The sequence below is a fragment of the Microbulbifer sp. CAU 1566 genome (assembly GCF_023156515.1).
Lineage (GTDB): Bacteria > Pseudomonadota > Gammaproteobacteria > Pseudomonadales > Cellvibrionaceae > Microbulbifer.
In genome coordinates this window covers 485,820-505,864 of sequence record NZ_JALNMG010000002.1, presented here as the reverse complement: position 1 = coordinate 505,864, position 20,045 = coordinate 485,820, and the positions used below count along the sequence as shown (strand labels likewise).

The 20,045-nt window shown below is 51.8% G+C and carries 19 protein-coding genes and 1 tRNA gene; 10 read left to right on the top strand and 10 right to left on the bottom strand.

Annotated features, from left to right (window positions below):
- Positions 1-63 precede the first annotated feature (63 nt).
- The 6 genes from ihfA (at position 64) to M0G74_RS07300 (ending at position 3,953) form a co-directional block, all read left to right on the top strand.
- Positions 64-369, top strand: a complete 306-nt coding sequence (ihfA, locus tag M0G74_RS07325; RefSeq protein ID WP_010131375.1) for an integration host factor subunit alpha — start codon at positions 64-66, stop codon at positions 367-369.
- Complete coding sequence (locus M0G74_RS07320; RefSeq protein WP_160153305.1) at positions 350-709, top strand: MerR family transcriptional regulator; 360 nt, start codon at positions 350-352, stop codon at positions 707-709. The genes ihfA and M0G74_RS07320 overlap by 20 nt, the downstream gene beginning before the upstream one ends.
- A 144-nt stretch (positions 710-853) precedes the next feature.
- A tRNA-Pro gene (locus tag M0G74_RS07315) sits at positions 854-930 on the top strand.
- Positions 931-1,218: 288 nt separating this feature from the next.
- The gene (locus tag M0G74_RS07310; protein WP_248215834.1) at positions 1,219-2,217 is read left to right on the top strand and encodes a thymidylate synthase; all 999 of its coding nucleotides are present in this window, start codon (positions 1,219-1,221) and stop codon (positions 2,215-2,217) included.
- Between the two features lies 1 nt (position 2,218).
- Complete coding sequence (locus M0G74_RS07305) at positions 2,219-3,016, top strand: hypothetical protein (RefSeq protein WP_248215833.1); 798 nt, start codon at positions 2,219-2,221, stop codon at positions 3,014-3,016.
- A gap of 19 nt (positions 3,017-3,035) precedes the next feature.
- Entirely contained in the window at positions 3,036-3,953 is a 918-nt protein-coding gene (locus tag M0G74_RS07300) for a hypothetical protein (protein WP_248216179.1), read from the top strand.
- Here M0G74_RS07300 and M0G74_RS07295 read toward each other — a convergent pair whose 3' ends face one another.
- The 5 genes from M0G74_RS07295 to M0G74_RS07275 form a co-directional block, all read right to left on the bottom strand.
- Positions 3,954-5,051 (bottom strand): ImmA/IrrE family metallo-endopeptidase, encoded by a 1,098-nt coding sequence (locus tag M0G74_RS07295; protein ID WP_248215832.1) that lies wholly within the window; start codon positions 5,049-5,051, stop codon positions 3,954-3,956.
- A gap of 1 nt (position 5,052) precedes the next feature.
- A complete protein-coding gene (locus tag M0G74_RS07290; RefSeq protein ID WP_248215831.1) occupies positions 5,053-5,358 on the bottom strand; it encodes a hypothetical protein in 306 nt (101 codons plus the stop codon).
- Between the two features lie 465 nt (positions 5,359-5,823).
- Positions 5,824-7,068, bottom strand: a complete 1,245-nt coding sequence (locus M0G74_RS07285; RefSeq protein ID WP_248215830.1) for a replication endonuclease — start codon at positions 7,066-7,068, stop codon at positions 5,824-5,826.
- A gap of 9 nt (positions 7,069-7,077) precedes the next feature.
- Positions 7,078-7,302 (bottom strand): helix-turn-helix domain-containing protein, encoded by a 225-nt coding sequence (locus tag M0G74_RS07280; RefSeq protein WP_078083025.1) that lies wholly within the window; start codon positions 7,300-7,302, stop codon positions 7,078-7,080.
- A gap of 386 nt (positions 7,303-7,688) precedes the next feature.
- Positions 7,689-8,315 carry a hypothetical protein gene (locus M0G74_RS07275; protein WP_248215829.1) on the bottom strand — a complete coding sequence of 209 codons (627 nt, stop codon included), beginning with the start codon at positions 8,313-8,315 and terminating at the stop codon, positions 7,689-7,691.
- A gap of 322 nt (positions 8,316-8,637) precedes the next feature.
- Between M0G74_RS07275 and M0G74_RS07270 the strand changes: the two genes are divergently transcribed.
- A complete protein-coding gene (locus M0G74_RS07270) occupies positions 8,638-8,883 on the top strand; it encodes a DUF6482 family protein (protein ID WP_248215828.1) in 246 nt (81 codons plus the stop codon).
- A 33-nt stretch (positions 8,884-8,916) separates the two neighbouring features.
- On the opposite strand, the gene M0G74_RS07265 is transcribed toward M0G74_RS07270, so the two are convergent.
- Positions 8,917-9,846 carry an alpha/beta hydrolase gene (locus tag M0G74_RS07265; protein ID WP_248215827.1) on the bottom strand — a complete coding sequence of 310 codons (930 nt, stop codon included), beginning with the start codon at positions 9,844-9,846 and terminating at the stop codon, positions 8,917-8,919.
- Positions 9,847-10,050: 204 nt separating this feature from the next.
- On the bottom strand, positions 10,051-10,533 hold the full coding sequence (locus M0G74_RS07260) for a GNAT family N-acetyltransferase (RefSeq protein ID WP_248215826.1): 483 nt from the start codon (positions 10,531-10,533) through the stop codon (positions 10,051-10,053).
- Between the two features lie 314 nt (positions 10,534-10,847).
- On the opposite strand from M0G74_RS07260, the gene M0G74_RS07255 reads away from it, so the two are divergent.
- Both M0G74_RS07255 and M0G74_RS07250 read left to right on the top strand, forming a co-directional pair.
- The gene (locus M0G74_RS07255) at positions 10,848-12,056 is read left to right on the top strand and encodes an RtcB family protein (RefSeq protein WP_248215825.1); all 1,209 of its coding nucleotides are present in this window, start codon (positions 10,848-10,850) and stop codon (positions 12,054-12,056) included.
- 22 nt (positions 12,057-12,078) lie between these two features.
- Positions 12,079-12,291, top strand: coding sequence for a hypothetical protein (locus M0G74_RS07250; protein ID WP_160153452.1), 213 nt, complete (start codon positions 12,079-12,081; stop codon positions 12,289-12,291).
- Between the two features lie 13 nt (positions 12,292-12,304).
- On the opposite strand, the gene M0G74_RS07245 is transcribed toward M0G74_RS07250, so the two are convergent.
- Entirely contained in the window at positions 12,305-14,449 is a 2,145-nt protein-coding gene (locus M0G74_RS07245) for a pre-peptidase C-terminal domain-containing protein (protein WP_248215824.1), read from the bottom strand.
- A gap of 580 nt (positions 14,450-15,029) precedes the next feature.
- On the opposite strand from M0G74_RS07245, the gene M0G74_RS07240 reads away from it, so the two are divergent.
- Positions 15,030-17,762 (top strand): ATP-binding protein, encoded by a 2,733-nt coding sequence (locus tag M0G74_RS07240; protein ID WP_248215823.1) that lies wholly within the window; start codon positions 15,030-15,032, stop codon positions 17,760-17,762.
- A 46-nt stretch (positions 17,763-17,808) separates the two neighbouring features.
- Here M0G74_RS07240 and M0G74_RS07235 read toward each other — a convergent pair whose 3' ends face one another.
- Entirely contained in the window at positions 17,809-18,456 is a 648-nt protein-coding gene (locus M0G74_RS07235) for an SOS response-associated peptidase family protein (RefSeq protein ID WP_248215822.1), read from the bottom strand.
- A gap of 99 nt (positions 18,457-18,555) precedes the next feature.
- Entirely contained in the window at positions 18,556-19,929 is a 1,374-nt protein-coding gene (ppnN, locus tag M0G74_RS07230) for a nucleotide 5'-monophosphate nucleosidase PpnN (RefSeq protein WP_282450060.1), read from the bottom strand.
- Positions 19,930-20,045 lie beyond the last annotated feature (116 nt).

The window sequence follows — 20,045 nt, the reverse complement described above, 5'->3', positions numbered from 1 at the left end:
CCGCCGCGGTACCAGGCTTAAAAACCGGGAGTCGACGCCTCTGAATCTATTGGGTAGAAACCAATGACAGAGGCACTGACCAAGGCCGGGCTCGCCGAAAAGTTGTACGAAGAGCTCGGTTTTAATAAGCGCGAAGCCAAGGAGATCGTCGAATTCTTTTTCGAGGAAATCCGCAACGCCCTGGAAAATAACGAGCAGGTCAAACTTTCGGGTTTTGGCAATTTTGACCTGCGTGATAAAAGCCAGCGTCCGGGAAGGAATCCCAAAACTGGCGAAGAAATCCCGATTTCGGCAAGAAGGGTGGTTACCTTCAAGCCTGGGCAAAAACTCAAGGCACGAGTAGAAGAAGATGCTGGAAGCGAGTCATAACAGCGAACTCCCTGTTATTCCGGGAAAACGCTATTTCACCATCGGTGAGGTCAGCGAGCTGTGTGCAGTCAAACCTCATGTACTGCGCTACTGGGAACAGGAATTCCCGCAGCTCAGCCCGGTAAAACGCCGTGGCAACCGCCGATACTATCAACACCAGGATGTCATCCTCATCCGTCAGATCCGCGCACTTCTTTATGAAGAAGGCTACACCATCGGCGGCGCCCGCCTGCAGATGGAAAGCGGCAGTTCCGACAAAGTGCAGGTGGTCCACATGCAGCAGGTGATCCCACAGATGATCGCCGAGCTGGAAGGTGTACTGGAATTGCTCGAGGTTTAGGCAACTGCCAAGACCGTGAGAAAAAGGCGCAAATCAGGCTTGCAATCCAAACGGACTTAGGTATGATTTGCGCCTCATCGCCAAGCGATGCCCCTTATAAATCAAGCACTTAGGTGATTTCTACACCGCTTGATCTGCTCTTATCGGAGTGTAGCGCAGCCTGGTAGCGCACCACACTGGGGGTGTGGTGGTCGTCGGTTCAAATCCGGCCACTCCGACCATAAAACCGTTGTAAATCAACGACTTAGAAGCCCGCCATTTGAGTGGGCTTTTTTGTGCCCAAAATTTAAGTCCACATTAAGTCCAGAGCTCAGATCCGTAATTGCCCTCCTTTGCCCGTTTGAAATGGGCTAGTCCTTATTCGCAAGTCGTCTAAGATTCGCCTCCCGCTTCATTGTCGTCGAAAACATTGCAAGTACCCTCGAAGTTAGGATATTTTCCTAATGGAGAACTTGTTCGCTTGAGTTTTGAGATCTCGATCAAGAAAGATAAGAAGAAAGGAATCGCAAGTGTTTTTGTCTGAATCAAGTTTGGATGATTTGCTCCAAACGGTATTTACAAAACTTTTATCAAAGGGTCGCTCTATTAGCTCAACACGCGGAAAGTCTACAGAGCTAATTGGTGTACTTCTCGAGCTTAAAAGCCCCCTTTCCAGATTAAGTCGATCGGAAACTAAGGGGAAGCTCTTTAGCGCTTTAGGGGAGTTGCTGTGGTACCTCTCGGGCTCAAACGATGTGGACTCTATTGCGTACTATCTTCCACGTTACGGTGAAAATTCCGATGATGGCAAGACAATTTACGGCGGTTATGGCCCCCGGATTTTTCGGCATCGAGGACATCACGATCAACTAAGAAATGTGATTGAGCTTCTCAAAAGGAAGAGTTCAACTAGAAGGGCTGTGATACAGCTTTTCGATGGCGAAGACCTTTCCGAACACCACACAGATATTCCCTGCACCTGTACGTTACAGTTTTTTGTGCGTCAAGAGATGCTGCATCTGCATGTAAATATGCGGTCGAACGATGCATTTAGAGGGTTGCCGCACGATATTTTTGCATTCACATTTTTACAGGAAATAGTCGCAAGAACACTAAAAGTAAAGGTGGGGACTTACAAGCACTCAGTCGGAAGTTTGCATTTGTACGATGAAGATGAACAAAAGGCAGTTAGTTTTATTGATGAAGGCTTCCAGTCAAACATTCCAATGCCGCCTATGCCTACTGGCGATCCTTGGTCAAGTATAAAGGTGCTACTTGATGTGGAGGGGAGAATCCGGAGCGGGGAGAAAATTGATATAGAAAAAATTGATGTCGGAAGTTATTGGAAAGATTTGATTATACTTCTGCTTATATTTAGGGAGTTCAAAGCAGGCGGCGGAGCTCAAGTAATTTCTTACTTAAAGAATAAACTTTCATCGAAAATATATGTTCCGTATATAGTAATGCGGGAGAGGATTCTGAGAGACACGATGAAACAACGAGAGCTTTTCGAGCAAGAGGGAACCTAATTTGAAGGAGATTATCAAAAGTACAATCCTTGATTTAGTTAAAAAAATGGATAGCTTGGAGCGCTCAAGTGTTCAAGTAATACCTTGGAGTACGCCAGTTCCTTCATTTGGTGATCCTGTAAAGTCCTATGTGGCGACGTTGGGGCTGAATCCGAGTAATAAAGAGTTCGTTGATGATGCCGGATTGGAGTTGAATGGCAAGGACCGGAGATTCGAGACTTTAAAATCTTTGGGGGTAAAAAAGTGGTCTGATGTTAACGGGGGGCACTTATCTCGAATTGAAATTTCTTGCAGAAAATATTTCGAGAGAAACCCTTATGATAGATGGTTTGGTGCATTGGATGAATTAATTTCAGGTACTGGACTCTCTTATTACGATGAAATGTCTCCCGCATGCCATTTGGATTTAGTGCCATTCGCGACTGACTGCAAATGGTCAAGCTTAAATTCTGCAGAGAAAAAAATATTGCTTGATAGCTCTATAGATTCTCTTGCTAACTTGCTAAAGATATCGAAGATAGAACTGATTGTTTTGAATGGTTCAACCGTGGTTAATCAATTCAACAGGGTCACCCAAGCTAACTTTTCGATAAGGGAGAGGGCTTCTTGGAGCCTACCTAGGAGTAATGGGGCGCATGTTAAGGGTATTTCTTACGTTGGCAGTATCGATCATGTCAACGGAGTTGAATTAGGAAGGAATATAAAGGTTATCGGGTTTAACCATAACATCCAGAGCAGTTTTGGAGTGACGAGAAAAGTTAAAAGCTCCATTAAGAAATGGATTTCTAGTTTTTCGTGAGGTTGTGTTTGTGCAAATTATGAGTCGTGAAGAGTATCGGGCGCTGCTAAGTAGTCAGCTGGAGCAGCTCGATGGGGTCGTTCCGCTTCAGGGGTTACGTAACGAAAATATGCGCAGCTGCTTGGTTGAGCAGTTTATTGATAGCATTAGAAGAATTGATTACGTCCGTGTTCTTAGTGAGAGAGGGGTTTCTGAGCAAGTTGCTGATCCTACCAATGACATGTTCGATCCTATAAAGGCGGCAGTTCTCTATCAAGAGCAAGGAAACATTGATGAGGCGTGTTGGCTAGTTTTCTTGGCTATTCATGTAGGAAAAAATGCCAGATCCGGCTGGACGAGAGTTCGAGATTTATACGGAGCTTTAGGTGCCGATATATGGTCCTGGGAGAGGGTGTGCGGTAATCTGGATGATTTTGGTGTATGGCTTGAACGCAACTATATGAATATAGGTGGGGCGTTCGGAAACCATCGCAAATATGAATCAATAAGGCCGAATGTACAGGGAAGCCCGATAAATGTGGTGCGGAGCTACATTGAATGGATTGGCGGGAGCCATCAAACGTTTTTCTCCTTTACGCAACAGGAAGTCGACTGTTGTCCGAATGCTCATTTTGATTACTTGTATAACTCAATGTTTTTTGTGCGACGTTTTTCTAGGTTGTCAATATTTGATTATTTGACGATGTTGGCCAAAGTCGGTGTTGTTGATATATCCCCTCCTCGTGCGTACTTGGATATGGCCACCGGCCCCAAAAAAGGTGCAAAGCTACTTTTCACTGGTAGTCGAGATTCAAATGAAAGCACTGAGAATTTAGAAGGCTTTCTAGTCCTGCTAAATGAGAACATGTCACTTGGATATTTGAGTATGCAAGTGTTAGAGGATGCGTTATGTAATTGGCAAAAGAGTCCAGAGCGGCACGTCAGATTCAGAGGTTAATTAATGCTGAGGTATGGATTTCCAATTGTACCTGTTCTTTAGCTTGTTCAGATAGTCATGCCTCAACAATCCTGCGTGCTGGAGTTGTCCTACGACGATACCCGGAGAAATTTGTAATTTTTTTGCGAAGCGAATGATTTCTCTCCATCTTCGTGAATTTAACTTTGAGAATTCGCTCTCGTATTCTTCTGGAATGAGAATATTTCTTGCAAACTGGTTGGCCTCAGTCTCTGCCACAGCTTCCGAAATATGCTTTTCTTCTATGAATAACTGGCGATCACTGTGGAGAATCAGGTGACCTATTTCATGGAACAGAGTGAACCAAAAATGATCATCGGAAAGGTATCTAAAGCTAAGCATTACCACTGCTTTACCATTTGGAGTTGAAAAAGTCGCTCCGCTTGCTCTACAGCCTGAGGGGGTTGGGGCAATAACAAGTACAACTCCACAGCTCGCTAGTATTTTCTTAAGTGGTGGGAGGAATGTTGCAGGATTTTTTTCTCGACTCAGTGTTTTTATTTTTCCTGTGGCGCTTAACAGTTTACGCTTGCACAGTGGTGCGCAGTTTGAATTTTCACTTACGATAGACCCTTGCCGAAGCCAAGATATAGTTGCTTCTACAACAGGTTCAAAGGTTTCAGTTGTTCTGAATGCAGTGTCTAAAATTAGACCTTTGTACTTATTTTCCCACTCTTGCGTGGATGAAACTTTAAAAAAATCCAGTAGATTTTTGAGTTTTTCTCTTTTTGATCTTGTCTTCGGAATCCATCCAAAACTTGCCATATCTCTAGTTGGAAACTTGGACAACCAGGTCTCTTGCTCATTTTCGCTATTAGCTATATGAAGTAGATCATTTCTATACTGCTTCTCACGGTTGATCCAGAACTCCATCGATCCGCCGACGATTTTTTCCAAATCAAGTGCCAATTCTTCATCTATAGGCAAATTACCTTTTAGTAATTTAGTGGCGTCTCTGACAGACTTTTCTATTGTTCGAGCAAACTCGCTAACTTCGATATTTTGCTCATGCAAAATGTCTTTTATTGTGTCGCCAGGCGGACTTGCCCAATTTGGCTGAAAAGCTATGGAGTTGTTCATTTTATTTCTCGATCCCTAAAATTTTAATTCGGTAAATTTTTGACCAATCAATTTGATCATTGACTAGTCTAGGGTTTGAAACATGATTAGCTGAAAACTTGATTAAGTATTGATCAGCTAAGTCCAGAACAAATAATTCATTTCCATTTTCCAGTATTGGCCTAGGCTTTCCCACCAACAAGTCCGATACCGTGGTTGCTGAACGAATATCGGCCAGCCTTTTTTTCAAGACTTCAGTTACATTAATCCCAAAACAGTCTTGGGCAACGCATTCATTCTCGCATTGATCACGAAGCGCTTTAGTCAAAAATGCGATTTCCAAGTTGTTATCAAGCTAGGTATCCATAGGTTGTACGATCTTATCATTAATGGTGTGATGACTCTCAAATTATGGCAACTTTGGGTTGAAAATTACGCTGTCAGCGGCTTGCGAGCGTATAGTTATTGACAGAACTCCAAGGGAGGGGCGTTCGCCCCTCTTATTGCTCTCGCTTCCGCTCCACTACATTCGAAGTCAGCAACTGGTCTAACTGTCCATTCGTTAAAGCGAGTGATACCCCAATATTTCGCCTGGAATAGCGGGCTGTTCAATTTTTGAGCTTTTGTCCGTGCTTGTTCAGTCCCGCTTTGGCGACATGCAACACCCGCAGCGCAGGCTGGCTCGTTTTGGAGTGTGGCCACCGGATAGCTCGGTGAAGGTCTCCCAATCCCCTCAACCTGCCGCCTCAATGAGTCCTTATAAAAGCTCGTTATCTATTGAGCCCAAAGCGGCTTATGCATGTTCACTATGAGCAAGCCTGCGGGACTCTCGCGACGCGGAAACGCTGGGGCCACCTATCTGCTGGAACTGGCGGATCTTCCAGGTAGACGCCCAGGCTCGGATACGGATGGCACTCTCAATCGCGTCATGTCCATATAGGTCTTCGCCGACGTGCTCTCCGTCGATGTTCTTAACTATGTATTTAGCGATGTAGCCAGCGGCAGTACCTTTGTTCGGGTCTATGTATTTGACGGTGAAGCGCCGCTTCTGGGCGCCGGATTCATTGCCGTCTATCTCCTGCGCATAGTGGCGGAAGATACTGAGTGCCTCCTTGACCTGCTCGGGTGCAATGAACAAGAGCATGTGCCAGCGCGGGCAACTGTCATGATGCGGTTCAACCACGCGGAAACCATATGGCTGGATCTGGCTTCGCTTCAGTTTCGCCCGGATCTTGGCCCACTGTTGGGTGAAGTACGCCTGGACTTCGGCAGGAGTAGAGCCGTTGTACCGTGGATTGGGCTTACAGTTGGCCGGCAGATGACTGTGGTACTTAGAAGGGGCGGTAAGAGTAAGGAATACGCCGTGTTCACCACGCTTACGGGAGATCGCTTCAAACCCGGCCATGCGCGTCATGAGTTCGCTTCGCCGGTTGGCCAAGTTCGCTACACTTCGCTTCCATTGAGTGAGTTTTCGGTTCACCCCGTGGTTGCTGGCATAGATACCTGATCGCTTATTAACCAAATCAAGCTTGATATGGACCTGTTCCAGATACAAATCTTGAAGGGTGCGAATTCCACGCCGCCACCAATCTGGACAGAAGACGCGGGGGAGCGCCGGCATTATCTCTTCTTGGCTTGCCTGGAGTGGATCGGGGTGGGGAAAGGTCAGCTGGCAGTTCTCGACGCTCTTAATCGCCTTGCGCAGCCCATTCCTGTATCGCCCGGCTTTGTTCTCCCTAAAGAACATGGCTTTAAGCATCTTGGCCTTATGCTCGGCGAAACGTCGGACATTCTCATCAGGGGATGTCATCAACAATCCTTCAAATGACTTCCCAAGCTTTAAGGCCTCGTGGATCTTTCGTAGGGTCTGATTAGCCTTTACGTGCCCTTCCGCGAGGGCGATGTGTTTGTAGTGCTGGGCAAGTGCAAGGCAGATGAACTCGTGTGACTTGAATATGTGAGTCCTGAAAGCGCGACGCTCGTGAGTCCCGAAGCCTTCAGTGATAGCAAGCGCCTCATCGACGTCGGAGATGGCCATGGCGAGACCTTAGGCTTGTCCCAGGTGTTCCAGCTTTGAAAAGCTGTTGAGCCAGGTATCCAGGTCTTCGCGCAAGTATCGGACAGCACGTCCAATCTTGATAAAGGGTGGGGCAGGGGTGCGGTTATCCCGCCGCCCGTCCATACGGGCTTGGGCGAGGTAAGAGCGGCTCATGCCAATGTATTTGGCAGCCTCAATCTCGGTAAATGCTCGATTGCTGTTTTGTGTCTCCATGGGCATTGCTATCCATCTGTGTTTGTCACGATGGACACACCCTATAGAGCGGTTCGCTTCACTGTGAAGAGGCTGTTTGGTCGCCGTTCGCTTAGTTCGGTTAAAATATTTTTAGGTTAAAAAATGCTCAGTACGTCGAACTTCGCCGAATTCGGTTGCCGTTTTCGCTTCATCTTCGGCGATTAGACCGAAACTTTGATTTGGCGATTTTCTAAGAAAAAATTTTAAATTTTTTTCAAAAAGTGCTGACCGGTGATGCGGAGTTGGCTTGTGATTGAGCTTTTATCCGAGATTTGGCTGTGACAGCTCTGAATGGGGACTCGGTCGTTTTATCCTTTTCGGCCCCAAATGACCGATCAAAGATGTTGAGGTGGGGAGTGATTTGGTTATGCCATTTCAGCTATGGGGAGACAGTCTCGGTAGGACTCACTGAGCCGAGTCGTATACCCGGCCATTGTGTTATCAGCGCTGATAATCGTAAGTAAGTTCGCGGTAAGGCAAGACATGCCGTTGGAATGCTTGACTATGGTCCTGAGTAGGTCTGGAGGGAAGTCATACGCGTGAGTTTGTAAGGCAAGGACACCCCCGTGAACCATGGAGCAGAGGGGCTTCCAGGAGGAGTCCCGGAACTCCTCCAGCTGGCGCATTCTATGAGTTGGGAGCACCTTGGTGAGCTCCTTGAGCATTTCACCCATAGAGGCTTGCTGATTATTTAGCCGCGGGAAGTTCGATTCATTAATAAGTTCGCAGAGCGCGCTGACTTTTGTTTCTGATGCCGCATGAAGTACCCATTTGCCCCTGATGAGCGCTTCAAACTGCAGGCGGAACAGACTGATTGCGGAGGTCTTGTTCCCGGCCTGAATCAACAGTTTCGCCGACGACGCGTGTTCTAGAGCAATACTGCTCATTACTTTTGATGCCCATGCACGTTGTGAACCCGCCGGCAATGGAAGATCAAACAGGCGCGCTACCTCTGACTCAAGCTGAAACGATCTTCTTAATAGTTGTTCCATATTTTCCCCGCTGGTATGGCGATTTCACTATTTATTGTTTCTTAGCCAATTAGGGCTACTGTAGTGGTCAACTCTTTTTGGCCTCTCAATTATGAACACTTTAAATCCCGTTTTCTGGCCGGAGAGATACAGACTGCGAATACTCAGTAGATACTGTCGACACTTCCTAAGCGAACCAGTAGTGAGCGCCTCTGCAGTTTCACCGCATATATTCAGAGCGTTTAGCCCTTAAATTTCACACTTCCGGTTGTGATTTTGACACCTTATGCTGGATTTGTGGCGCTTGCTGGGGTTCTCAGCCCCGTGCGTCAAAGGAGGCACTATGAACCTGCAGATCCTCTCTCTCGAGGGACAGTTTTACCTCGTTAATACCGTGGATGAAAACGGGTCCCAAGTTCTTACTGATCGTCGGGATCATCCGCACAGGTTTCACTGCCTTGAAGAGATCCGGGATCATTTCCATGGGTATAAGATCGACGAAGTGTGGCTGGAGCAGATGACGCCCTACGAGGAAATGTGCGGTCTGACGGATGACACCGCGCCTTTGCGTATCAGGCTGAACTGGTAGCCCTGTCGACTTGCTGCTCGGGGAAAATTTGGTTCACTGCGCGCGAGAAGCTTCTGGCGGGCCCTCCGCCAGAAAATCATTGAGCGCTGCGATATAGCGGTCAAAATCCTCAAACTGGGGCACATGCCCAATTCCCTCCAGCTCAACCAGCTTTGCCTCCGGAATGGCGTCTGCAGCCAATTTTCCGAGGCGGTCGTAGCGGCCGAGGTCTCCGCGCAGGGATTCCGGGGCGCGGTTGCGGCCAATGGCGGTACGATCGCGGGTGCCGATGACCAGTAGGGTAGGCGCTTTCAGGTCCCCGAACTCATAAAGTACAGGCTGGGTGAAGACCATATCGGACGAGCGGGCATCGATTTCGGCGATCAGGTCGGCATCCGGGCCAATAGTCCAGCCAGCCTGAATGGTCAGCAGCGGATCGTATGCGGCTTTCCATTTACCATCGAAGTAGGCGGCGGTCATATAGCGTTTTACGATCTCGGGTGTCTGCTGTTTCTCCTGGGCTATGGCCTGGTCGATGGGCAGGTAGGGGGTGGTACGTTTCCAGTCCTCAAGGCCAATGGGGTTGACCAGTACCAGCTTTTCGACCGCGTTCGGATACATCAGTGCAAACCGGGTGGCGAGCATGCCGCCCATGGAGTGTCCAGTAACGGAGACTTCTGCGATATCGAGTTTGTCCAAGAGCGCTTTGGTGTGATTCGCCAGCGCTTGAAAAGTGAACTGAAACCCCGCTGGTTTGCTCGATTTGCCAAAACCGATCTGATCCGGTGCGATAACCCGATAACCTTGTTTCGTCAGGTTTTCGATAGTGCTTTGCCAATAGGCTCCGGAGAAATTCTTGCCGTGCAGTAGCAGTACGGTTTTGCCATTGGGCTCTGTGGTCGGTGCCACATCCATATAGGCCATTTGCAGTGGTTGTTGCTGGGCCGTGAGCTCGAGGGTTTTTACCGGGTAGGGGTATTTCATCGTGCTCAGGAGAGCGTCTTGCGGCGCTATTGAGATCTCATCAGCAATGCCGTGGGAAAATGGCACAAAGGCTAGAGAGAGTGTGAACAGAGCATTGATTGCAAGGTTGCTAGCCCCTCGCTTTCTCAGTTTTTTGTACGGCATAAACACTGCTTTCTCCTTGTCTTTATTTGTCGCGCGAATTCGTTAAATGTCGACGCGCTTCTATTTGGGCGAAATGCGTAACATCTCGATATGTGGGATCCCATCTTCATCATAGGTTTCCGAAGCCTGCGCAAAGCCAAATTCTTCATAAAAGCGCTTTAAATACAGTTGCGCGGAAATACGAATGGGCGCCTGTGGAAATTCACGCAGGGTGTACTCAATGCCCAGTCGCATCAGTTCTCTGCCAGTTCCAGTACCGCGTACGCTTTTGCGCGTCAACACGCGACCGATGGAGGGCTCGGCATATTTCTTTCCCGGCACTATAAGGCGCAGGTAGGCGAGCAGGGCGGGGCTATCTGACTCGCTGTTCCAGCAGGCCAGGTGCCAGGCGTGCTGGTCTTTGCCGTCCACGTCTTGGTAAATACTTTCTTGTTCCACGGCGAAGACTTCCTGGCGCGCGCGCAGAATTTCGTAGAGTTCACTGGGTGTCAGTTGATCGAATGATGACCAGCGGTAGTGGTGTTCGGGAGTGGGCTTTGTCATGGCGGTTATTGTAGGGGGTAAATGCCGACCCTTGTCTAGGTTTTTTAAAAATAGGTTGACAAAAGGATTTCAGGGAATATCCTCTCCCGCTGTTAATCCACACACAAAACAGGAGCCATGAAATGTCATTGCGGAGTTATAAACCCAGTTCTAACTGAACGGCCTTTCATGTGCTTGCGCTTGAAAGGTGATACCGCCTTTCAAGCCAGATCTCCAAGAAGCCCTGGCTATTTTTGCCGGGGCTTTTTTGTTTTTAGTTCCCGGCTTTTTGAAAGGCATTTGAAGATTTACGTGGAGAAATCCAGGGACGAGTTATGCCTGTAAAAATGGTACTCAATGGCAATGCGCCGGCCGGCACGGTGCCGGTGAAGATTTACACGGAAGACGTGGAAAACGCCGCATTGCAACAACTGAAAAATATTGCCCAGCTGCCCATTATTCACTCCCATGTGGCGGCGATGCCGGATGTGCATATGGGTATTGGCGCTACGGTCGGGTCTGTTATTCCAACCGTCGGGGCGATTATTCCCGCGGCAGTGGGGGTGGATATTGGTTGCGGGATGAATGCGGTACGCACTTCCCTGAACGCCAATCAACTGCCCGATAACCTGAAACCGTTGCGGGATGCGATCGAGCGGTGTGTACCGGTGGGTTTTGCCCGCCACAAGCGGATCAGTGCGCGTGAGGCCGCGGCCCAGAAGCTGGCTTTCGGTGCGGATCTGTTGTTTGCCAAACACCCACAATTACTGAAAAAGCTGCGCAATCCACAGGAAACCTGGGTAACCCAGCTGGGAACCCTGGGTGGCGGCAATCACTTTATCGAGATCTGTCTCGATGAAAACAACCGGGTCTGGGTGATGCTGCACTCCGGGAGCCGGGGTATTGGAAATGCCATTGGCCAGCACTTTATCCAGCTCGCCAAGCGCGATATGGAAGGGCATATGCACAACCTGCGGGATCGCGACCTGGCCTACTTCAGTGAAGGCAATGCGCACTTTGATGACTATATCGAGGCGGTGCACTGGGCCCAGGAATACGCGCGGGTGAACCGGCAGGAAATGATGAAGCTGGTTGTAGGTGTACTGCAGCAGCAGCTGCCGCCGTTTACGCTGGAGTCCGAGGCGATCAACTGCCACCACAATTACGTGGTGCGGGAGCAGCACTTCGGGCGCGATGTGTTTGTTACGCGCAAGGGGGCAATCAGTGCGCAGAGGGACCAGCTGGGAATTATCCCCGGTTCCATGGGCGCGCGCTCCTATATTGTCCGGGGGCTGGGTAATGCGGACTCTTTCTGTTCCTGTGCCCATGGGGCAGGGCGGCGCATGAGCCGTACTGCGGCGCGCAAACGCTTTACCCGGGAAGATCTGGAGGCCCAGACACGCGGAGTACAGTGCCGCAAGGACAAAGGAGTCATCGATGAAATTCCCGCGGCGTACAAGGATATCGACCAGGTAATGGAGAATCAGCGAGATCTGGTGGATGTGGTGCATACCCTGAAGCAGGTGATCTGTATCAAGGGGTAAATAATCTTATAAGGAGACGTTATTGAAGAAGAAAGCGGATCGGAAAATATCCATTCATATTTCCGCAAAAGAACGGCGCAACCCGGGCAATCCGGTTGCGCAAAACCCGCTGTTACGCAAAGGTGGTGCCCATGTGCGGGCAAAGTCTGCCGATCGTTTTGACAGCAAACAACAAACCAGAAAAGCAGCGCGGGAGTGGGATAACTCCCGCGGCTGCCATTCCTTAGCCGGTTAATTGCTGGTTAGCCTCAGGGGCTGGCTTGGGCCTCCAGGGTGACACCCGAGTAGGCGCGATATCCCCGAATGCTGATATACCAGGTGCCCGCTTGTGGGTTGCTGATATCGCAGTTCTCATTATTACTGGAGATATACGGCCTGCAGTCGTAGCTGCTGGTGGTCGGTTGCGCGCCATAGCGCACGTACAGGTCGGCGTCGCCGCTGCCACCAGACATCTGCACATTCAGTGCCGACATACCCGCGGGAACATCTAGCGTGAAATGCTGCCAGGCATTGCGGCTGCCAGAAAGGTCGGTTTCTACCCAGCCATCGCCATTACCGCCACCGCCGCTGTCTTCGTCAAAGCTGCCAACAAGGTTGACGCCCGAGAAGCTGCTGTAGGCTCTGACCATGACGTAGTAAGTACCGGACTGCACATTGGCGATATTACAGGTCTCACTATTGCCACCGATGTACGGGCGACAGTCGTAGCTGGACGTGGTGGGGGCTGAGCCGTAACGCACGTAAAGGTCCGCATCACCGCTGCCGCCAGAGATCTGGAAGCTGAGGTTGCTGGCGCCGGCGGGTACGTCCAGGGTGTAGTGGATTTCTTCACCGGTGCTGCCGGACAAGTTGCTGGCGGTCACGCCGTTTTCCAATTCACCACCACCAGGGTTGCCACCACCGCCACCACAACTGGCGGTAGATACGCCGACGGTATCAAAAGCGGCAGAGACCGCCGCGGCATCGTAAGCCAGGTCTGCTGTCGCAGACATGACGCCGCAGGCAGCGTCTACGTAGTTGGAGGTGGAGTTCCAGTACATCTGGTTCGCCAGAACGAAGATGTCGAACGCCTTGCGGGTATCCCAGCCGCTGGTGTTGGCAATCAGGTAAAAGGCGCGGTTGAAAACCCCGGAGCTGTGGTGCACATCCATTCCGGAATAGTAATTGGAGGCGTGGCCGATGGAGCTTCCGTCCAGAGTGGGATCTTCCATATAGCGCAGTGCGCCGCTGGCTTTGTAAATATCCGCACCTACCAGCCAGTCGTTGCTGCCGCGCATATAGAATTCAGCCGCTTCACCGGCCATGTCGGAGAAGGCCTCGTTAATGCCGCCAGACTGGGCTGAGTACTGTAGGCCGGAGTTCTGCTCGGTAAAACCGTGGCTGACTTCGTGCGCGGATACGTCCAGGCTGACCAGGGGGTGGAAGGTATTGCCGCCATCCCCGAAGGTCATCTGGCTTCCGTCCCAAAAGGCATTCTCATAGTTGTTGCTGTAGTGCACGCGCATGCGCAGTTTTTGCGTCAGTGGTGCGGTGTTGTACCAGTCGTTGTACAGGCCGAACACCACGCCGCCAAAAAAGTGTGCGTCATTCAGTGGCGAGTAGGCCCCGTTAATGGTTTTGTAGTCGTTGTACGGACAGGTAAACGAGAAAACGCTGCCACCGCTGGTGCGGTGATTCATGTCGACGGTTTCCACGTTGGTGGTATCCATACGACAGCTGCTATCTACCTGCATTGCCGGGTAGTCGGTGCCGTATTCGTAACGCCCGGTCTTCTGGTTGCCGCCGGGGCCAGTCGCGTCCTGGTGGGCGATGCCGTCCCAGTGCTCGATGACTTCCCCGGTCAGGGCATCGATAAAATAGAAGGGGCGTGAGGGCTCATCGCCGTACTCCACCCAGCTCACCAGGTAGGCGAGCCGCGCGTTGTTCTGGCCATCCACATGGATATACAACTGCTCCTTCTGGTTTTTGGCCGCGAGCTTCAGTGCCGGTACCGAAAGGGCGCCGTTGATTTTGCCCAGCTGTGCGCGCTGATTGATTTTATGGCTCATGGCCCGCTGCAGTGCATTGGAAGCCTGGATAGAGGCTTTGGTGGAGGGTACATCCAGAGTCAGGCCCATCAGCACATCACCCTGTACCTGCGCGGAAACCCCCTGGCCAGAACTGGTGACGGTTTGCCCCCAAACCGGAATGCCTTGGTGTGTCTGTCGGTAGCGGGTGATGACTTTGCCGTTCGGCAGTGTCCGCGAACGGATTTCTTCCAGTGCGATGTCGGTGCCGCTGGTCGCTGCCAGCGATTGCGGGGAAAGCATGTCCGGGGTCGCCGGAATGCGATCCGCCGCATGGGCACTGACCGCTAACGCAAGTGTGCAGCTGATTCCTAAAAAACGCGTCATTGCAAATTGTTCCTTATTTTTTGGATTGCTTTTCGAGCATCGAATTCCTGAGGGATCGCCTCTGCGATGCACGCAATACCAATGCGTGAAGCATGTGCGTGCACTGCCACTCGATATCGAAAACATGGGAGGTAAGACTGCAGAAGACGAACTGGAGTGCAGGGGCTCGCAAGCGAGGGAGCAAATAGGCGGGAGGACCTGCCGTTATTCAGATGCACTCTACTTTCTCATACCGGAGGTGCCCGGGGTTTCCGGACCTTCTGGATACTACGCCGCGTACTCCTATTTACAATAAAGTGAGGATGAGAAGACTCGCGAACTGGAAATTATCGAATGAGATTGAGTAGCTGATCTCAGAAATAGGGCGACTATCCCGCCTCGATTAGTCATTTTGCACGCTCGTGCCAGCGTGAAATGGCGCGAACCACTTCCTTTAGCTAGTACGTCCGTGTTAACCGAGTGTGGAAAGCACAGAGAAAGATGTATAGGGAGACGCATAGAAAATGCGTATAGAAAGGGGCAAAGAAAGACGCTTAAAATAGGCGCGCACAATAACGACTCATTCATTCCGGTTGTACTGATGTCAGAACCTCTGCACGCTTTGATCGAGTATTTCCGCCGTTGTTACCGGGCGGACAGTTATGATCTCTCCCTTTCCAATATCGCGAAATTACCCGCGAACCGCAGAATGTATATTCACGGTGAAGATGCTCTCGGCTCGGGCGATTTGCATCGAATCCCCATGGTTGGCGATGCGGCCGAGAAACTTGCCGAGTTGACCGATAGCTACCGCCGCGAGCGCCGGCTGATATACGGGGCTTTTCTCATCTCCGGCAGCCTGTCGAATGCGACGGGAATTTCCCGCTTGCGCAAAATATGCGCGCCGCTGATTTACGTACCCGTGTCCTTTGTCAAAGACGATGACCTCTTCATCGAGGCGGATGCCAGTGATGTGCGGGTGAACCTGCCGCTTTTGCGAAATCTGCTGAAGCCGGATGTGGACGCATCCGTGGTTGATCAATTTCCTCCGCTTCGTTGGCCTATGGGCACCAGCCAGATTACCGCCATCGGGCGCTGGCTGGAGCGTTACAGCGTGGTCGATGACCTGCAGGAGCTGGGACGTTGGCCCCGGCTATTGGGTAGCCTGGAACTCAAACAGCGTTTTGCCGGTTCTGCGCTCCGGGTGAGTGCCGCTTGCTGTGTGGTGCTTGCGGATCGCTCCCGGGGCGTGCGGGGTGTTTTGCATGAACTCGGGGCACTGGTCGAGGCACCAACGCATTCCGCACCGGTTATGCAGCTATTGGGGCAGAGCACGCCAGTGTCGAAACCTTCTGTCAGCGCGCCCGAGTCGATTCCGGCCCTGTTGTCTGATTCGCAGATTCGGGGGATGGATAGTGCCGCGCACAACACCCTCAGCCTGGTGTCAGGCCCGCCGGGCACCGGTAAGAGTTACACCATTGCGGCCATTGCGATCGACCGTATTTTACAGGGCGAGTCGGTGCTGATTGTCTCCAAGACGCGGCACGCGGTGGATGTGGTGGGCCAGAAACTGGCCGACACTTTCGGCTTGCAGGCCGGCGTGGTGAGTGCGGGTAGCGAGGGACTCTCCCGGGGGCTGAAGGCCCATCTGGATTCCCTGTTGAAGGAGGGGCTGCCGGCAGATCTCGGCTCTCTCTCAGAGGCCAAAAGCCATGTGGCGTCCTGCCGCAAACGTTTGATGGCTACCGAGCGACGATTCGTCAAATCCCTGAAGTTGTCGACGGTCTCCGGCGGTGGGGGGCTGTCTGGATGGTGGGGCAGATTCGTCGGTGCACTTTCTAGTGCAACACGAAATATTGCAGAGCTGTGGATGTTGCGGGAAAGCATCGGCAAGGATCGGGAGAATTTCGAGGCGGCTGCCAAGGCCTACCTGAACTGCGCGCGAAATCACTGCCTGGCCCGCCTGCTGGAAAAGCAGCGCGGGACCCTGTCTCTCTTTAACCAGGCGCTTCGCTCGCGTACATCCAAATGGCAGGCAGAGCGGTTTGCGCAGCTGAATTTTGACGCGGTGCTGCAGGCCTACCCGATCTGGCTGGTCGCGCTGGATGAGGTAAGCGATACCTTGCCCAATCTCCGGGAAATGTTTGACCTGGTGATTTTTGATGAAGCGACGCAGTGCGATATCGCAAGCGCCTTGCCGGCACTGCAGCGCGCAATGCGCGCAGTCATCGTAGGCGATGGCAAGCAGTTGCGGCATGTATCATTTCTTTCGCGCGGTATGCAGGCAGGTATCTGGTGCGATGTGATGAACGAAAAGGGCGGCCCGCCCTCACGCTACAGCTATCGGGAACATTCCTTGCTGGATCTGACATCGGATGTCATCGAGCGGCAATCGGCGATTACCATGCTCGACGAACATTACCGCAGCAAGCCCGACCTGATCAGCTTCAGTAACGTGCAATTTTACGGTGGGCGCCTGAAAATCATGCAGTCCCGCCCGGGTACGGCCAGTGATACGGGGCTGGCGTTTCGCAAGGTCGATGGCAAGCGCAAGGCCAACGGCAGAAATGCGGAGGAGTGCGAGGAAGTACTGGCCGAGTTGCATGGTCACCTGGCGCAATATGCACATCTACCCTCGGTGCCTTCGGTGGGAGTCCTTTCGCCATACCGGGATCAGGCGGAATTCCTGGACACTGAAATACGCAAAAGACTGAACGTCCAGGACCTGGAGCGGATGTCGTTGCGGGTGGCCACCCCCTATGGTTTCCAGGGCGAGGAGCGCGATGTGATGCTGCTATCCATGGGTATCGACGCAGCAAGCGCCCGTGCCGGTAGTTACCTGAATCGGCCGGATATGTTCAATGTGGCGATCACCCGAGCGCGAAAACGTCAGCTGGTGATTCACTCCATTGACGGCGGTGATCTGAGTGACAGCAACCTGTTTGCGCGCTACCTGAGCCACGATCACTACAGCCTGGATACCCACGAAAAAGAGAGTGCCTGCGCATTGGCCGAGGAAGTCCGCAGGGCGCTAGCAGAGAAGGGGATCCATTGCTGGGTAGGTTATACGGTCGCGGGGCATGAGATTGACCTGTTGTGCGAGCGAGACGGCCGGTTAATAGGCATTGACCTGATCGGTTACCCGGGGGAATTCCGTGATTTTCTTCGCTTGCCGGTTTATCAGGCATTGCATCGAGCGGGTATTCCGCTTCTTCCATTACCTTACTGTCAGTGGCGGGAAAACCAGGCGGGCGTCGTCAGTCTTTTGACTGGTTTGTGGCTTGCCCGGGAAAGCTGTCCGTCAAAAAGTACCGGGCTGCCCGAGGCGCAGTGAACAGGGTACCCTAGTAGTCGACTGTGATATTTGCAGGCTAGGCACATCACACCGTCTGCCTGGGGCCGGCATACTCGGTAGAGGTCGCCCGCGTTAATGGCTGAACGGTAAGCGGATAGCCTGCGACCTCTTTGTCGGGATGGAGGTATGGCTCAAACACCGCCGTATTTTCATCTGAGCCCAACCATCGCTCAATAAAGTCCGTTTCATCTGGTGCAATCATCGGGAAGCTTTTCTCGTGATACTGCTTGGTATCCGGGTGGGCGTCCAGGGTGATAGTGCTGCAGCTTACTGTTTCCCCCCAGGTCTTATACAGTCCACAGAAAAAGAAAGGGGCATGGTCTCCGAAGCAGAATTCCACCGGATTTTTACCATTCTGGCTCTCTACCCAGGCCGTTGCGGGAATCAGGCAGCGAGATTTACGGTACTCGGGCCGCTGCCCCAGTTTTTTCCAGTTACTGTTGATGGACCAGTACTTCTTGTGTGGCTTCCAGCCATCGCCATCGCGCTGCAAGTACAGGTGCCAGATGGCATTTTCTACGGTGGGTACGCCATGTCGGGCAGTGACGATACTCACCTGCGACGTGGGCCGCCGCCGGCGGCCGAAGATCAATTGTTGGGGGTGATGAATACCGTGTTCTTCGACAAATCGCTCCAGACCCGCGTGATCATCGGCATCAAATAGGCTGCACATAAGAATATTACTTTCCATTCACGATTATGGCCCCGATCTTGTCGGGGCCATAATCGCATTTGGCGGTGGTGAAAATATGTGTTTCAGAAACTGTTCTAGCTAGTCCTGGCTGATTCGATAGCAGGGAATATAAGCCTTCCCCGGCAGTTTCATCCGTTGCTGCTTGATGAAAGACTCCAGTAAGGTGTCCATACTCCGCATCAGTTCCGGGTCACCGCACAGTTCGTAGGGCCCATTCTTTTCCACGTTGCGAATACCTTCGTCCTTAACATTGCCGGAAACAATGCCGGAAAAGGCACGACGCAGGTTGGCCGCGAGCAGGTAGGGCTCTTGACTGGTGTGCAGTGCCAGCTCGCGCATATTTTCGTGGGTAGGCGCGAAGGGACGTTGGAATTCGGTCGAGACCTTTAGCTGCCAGTTAAAGTAGTAGGCATCACCGGTTTCCTTGCGGTGCTGTCGTACCTTTTCGATACCAGCGGCCATTTCCCGGGCCACTTCCGCGGGGTCATCAATGATGATTTTGTAGCGGGATCTGGCCGATTCACCGAGGGTAGAGGCGATAAACTGGTCGATGCGGATAAAGTAATCCGCGGCACTTGCCGGGCCAGTAAATATGACCGGGAAGGGTTGTTGCTTGTTGTCTTCGTGCAGCAGTATGCCCAGCAGGTAGAGGATTTCCTCTGCGGTACCGGCGCCACCCGGAAATACGATAACGCCGTGGCCGGTACGCACAAAGGCTTCCAGGCGCTTCTCGATGTCCGGCATGATCACCAGCTGGTTGACGATGGGGTTAGGGGCTTCCGCGGCAATAATCCCCGGTTCGGTAATGCCCAGGTATTGGCCGTGCTTGTCCCGCTGCTTGGCGTGCCCGATGGTGGCACCTTTCATCGGGCCCTTCATGGCACCAGGGCCACAGCCGGTGCAGATGTCGAGCGATCTCAGGGCCAGTTCATAGCCCACCTTCTTGGTGTAGTCGTATTCCTCCGCAGAAATCGAGTGCCCACCCCAGCAGACCACCAGCCGTGGTACCCGGTTGCGGTTGAAAGTGCCGGCATTGCGCAGGATATGGAACACGGCGTCGGTCACGCCCTGGGCCGAGACCAGGTCATAGCGCGGATCGCCGGTGATCTCACTGTTAACGTAAATGATATCGCGCAGTACGGCGAACAGATGTTCGGCGATACCGCGAATCATCTTGCCATCGACAAACGCACTCTCTGGAGCGTTATGTACCTCGAGTTTTACGCTGCGTTCGGTGGGAATGACAGAGATGTCGAAGTCGGCATAGGTTTCCAGTAGCTCCTTACCGTCATCCATATAACCGCCGCTGTTCAGTACGGCGAGGGCGCAATTGCGAAATATCTGGTATTGCGGGCCGCGACTTTCGTCACGTAGCTTGTGGATCTCGTACTTGGACAGGATGTCGAACTGGCCGGTTGGAGACACCTGCGCATCAATAAGTTCTGTGGACATGCAACCCCCAAAAAGCGTGATCGCTTGTAATTATCGAATTTGCCGCACAGCGGCACTATCCAGTGTAGTCCATGGCGGAACCAAGTAATAAGGGTGTTTAACAAAAACGTTATCAA